3 protein-coding genes are annotated in these 1996 nt (G+C 59.5%); all 3 read left to right on the forward strand.

The window, feature by feature from the left end:
• The first annotated feature begins 84 nt into the window (after positions 1-84).
• Positions 85-471, forward strand: coding sequence for a transposase (locus tag Q0908_RS20255; protein ID WP_299289099.1), 387 nt, complete (start codon positions 85-87; stop codon positions 469-471).
• On the forward strand, positions 468-821 hold the full coding sequence (gene tnpB / locus Q0908_RS20260) for an IS66 family insertion sequence element accessory protein TnpB (RefSeq protein ID WP_299289100.1): 354 nt from the start codon (positions 468-470) through the stop codon (positions 819-821). The genes Q0908_RS20255 and tnpB overlap by 4 nt, the downstream gene beginning before the upstream one ends.
• 55 nt (positions 822-876) lie before the next feature.
• Positions 877-1996: IS66 family transposase (locus Q0908_RS20265; RefSeq protein WP_299289101.1), on the forward strand; the 1120-nt coding region annotated here is incomplete at its 3' end.

The raw sequence follows: 1996 nt of genomic DNA on the forward strand, positions 1-1996 counted from the left end.
GTAAGCGGTGCGCCGCCCCCACACTTACGGCATAGCGCCTGATCTGCGATTCAGAGGCTTCTTTGATTTGTGGGGAGTTTCTCGATGGGAGCTACAAGCGAGTTTCTGGCAAGGGTGCCGCGCCGTACCGACGGGAAACGAGATTGGCCTGCCGAGTTGAAGGCGCGGATCGTGGCGGAGACGTTGATTGAGGGCGAGACGGTCAAGGCTGTAGCGAAGCGATACGAGTTGATCCCAAGCACAGTGTCGGATTGGCGGCGGATGGCGCGACAGGGCAAGCTGGTTCTGCCAAATTTGGAGGGCATGGACTTTGTGCCGGTTGAGATTGAGACGGCTGTGCCTGTAGCCCAGCCTCTACCCGCCACATCCTCCGGCACGATTGATGTGATCAAAGGCGATGTTACGGTTCGTCTTGATGCTGCGACGCCTGCGGCGCGTATCGCCGAGATCGCAATGGCCCTATCCACGTGATCACGCCATCCCACAAGGTCCGGATTTTTGTGGCCAGCGAACCGGTAGACTTCCGCAAGGGGCATGACGGGCTGGCTGCATTGGTGCAGAGCCAGTTGCGCCAGAAGCCGTTTGATGGGTCGGTTTATGTCTTCCGCGCCAAGCGGGCGGATCGGCTGAAGTTAATCTACTGGGACGGCAGCGGGCTGGTTATGGCGTATAAGCGGCTTGAGGATAACAGCTTCAAATGGCCTGCGATCAGGAACGGTGTGATACGTCTGGAACCGGCCCAGTTTGAGGCGCTGTTCGCAGGTCTGGATTGGCGGCGGGTGCAGCCCTTGGAGGTGGCAGCCCCTGCTGCGGCAGAGTGACTCATAGGGGCGTTTGCACGGGTCATTCTGGCCTTGTTTTGTTATGGCATCGGGCATGACCGCGCCTGATGAATTGCCCGATGATATCGCCGAACTGAAGGCGATCATCCGTGCGCAACAGGATCAGAATGCACGGCTTGAGGCCTTGGTTGCCTCGTTCAAAAAGGCGCTCTTCGGGACCAAATCCGAGAAGATTGACCCGGCCCAATACAAGCTGGAGCTCGAAGATATCGAGACCGCCATCGCGCAGGTGGAAGCCGAGATCGACGCTGACGAACGGACTGCCCCAGTGCGTCCCCCAAAGCCGCGTCAGGCCAATCGCGGGTCACTGCCCAAGCATCTGGAACGGGTTGAAGTGGTCATTGAACCTAACCTCTCCTGCGCCTGCGGGGCTGAGCGTCATGTGATCGGGGAGGATGTCAGCGAACGGCTCGATATCATCCCCGCCCAATTCCGCGTGATCGTCACCCGTCGCCCAAAATACGCGTGCCGGTCCTGCGAGAGCGGGATTGCCCAGGCTGCTGCACCTGCCCACATCATTGCAGGTGGCATGCCGACCGAGGCTACCTTGGCCCATGTGCTCGTCTCAAAATATGCGGACCACTTGCCACTGTATCGACAGGCGCAAATCTACAGCCGCCAGGGCATTGATCTGGATCGCTCCACCTTGGCTGCGTGGGTCGGCAAGTCGGCGTTCGAATTGACCCCTGTCTATGATGCCCTGATGGCTGATCTGAAGCGCTCCACCAAGCTCTTTATGGACGAAACACCTGCGCCGGTTCTGGCGCCGGGGCGCAAACGCACCAAAACAGGTTACTTCTGGGCCCTGGCCCGTGATGACAGGCCATGGGGCGGCGATGACCCACCTGGAGTGGCGTTCACTTACGCGCCGGGACGATCTGGTCAGCACGCAGACATTATTTTGAAGGGCTTCAGCGGCATCCTGCAGGTCGATGGCTATGCCGGCTATAACCGCTTGCTCAAACGACCGACGCAAGATGTGACATTGGCATATTGCTGGGCCCATGCCCGTCGCAAACTGCATGATGTCACCCAATCCGGCGCGGCTCCGATTGCGCAGGAAGGCTTGGCTCAAATCCAGGCACTGTACCGTATCGAAAAAGACCTGCGCGGCATGTCTGCCGACCAACGGCTCGCTGCACGACAGGACCGCT

This window comes from uncultured Tateyamaria sp. (assembly GCF_947494755.1).
In the GTDB taxonomy this organism is placed as follows: Bacteria; Pseudomonadota; Alphaproteobacteria; order Rhodobacterales; family Rhodobacteraceae; genus Tateyamaria.

Coding starts and splice junctions, on each gene's coding strand:
- Q0908_RS20255 (WP_299289099.1), top strand. CDS start 85: ATGGGAGCTACAAGCGAGTTTCTGGCAAGGGTGCCGCGCCGTACCGAC.